Origin of the sequence: Pseudomonas sp. BJa3 (genome assembly GCF_026343815.1) — a bacterium.
Lineage (GTDB): Bacteria > Pseudomonadota > Gammaproteobacteria > Pseudomonadales > Pseudomonadaceae > Aquipseudomonas > Aquipseudomonas soli.
In genome coordinates, this window is record NZ_JAOXMC010000360.1 from 1 (window position 1) to 255 (window position 255).

Sequence of the window (255 nt, forward strand, 5' to 3'; positions counted from 1 at the left end):
TCCGTGGTCTGCAATACGCCAAAACGCGCACCGGCATCGAACCCCGCTTCCAGCTCGTCCCAGTTTCCCCCTTGCACGCCATATTCCATCCCGACCGGCAAGGCCCGCAGCACGGTGGCGTCCGGCAGACCGAAGAAGGTCACGATCGGCCGCTCCGGACGGTCCGCCAGGAAAGCCAGCCGGTCGAGCAACGCGTCCGCGTCCAGCACGAAGGGCACCAGATTCACGCCAAAGCGCGCCCGGGTCAGCGTGGCG

At 67.5% G+C, this 255-nt stretch carries 1 protein-coding gene; it reads right to left on the reverse strand.

The features are described from left to right. Positions 1–255: hypothetical protein (locus tag OH705_RS28020; protein ID WP_267303539.1), on the reverse strand; the 255-nt coding region annotated here is incomplete at both ends.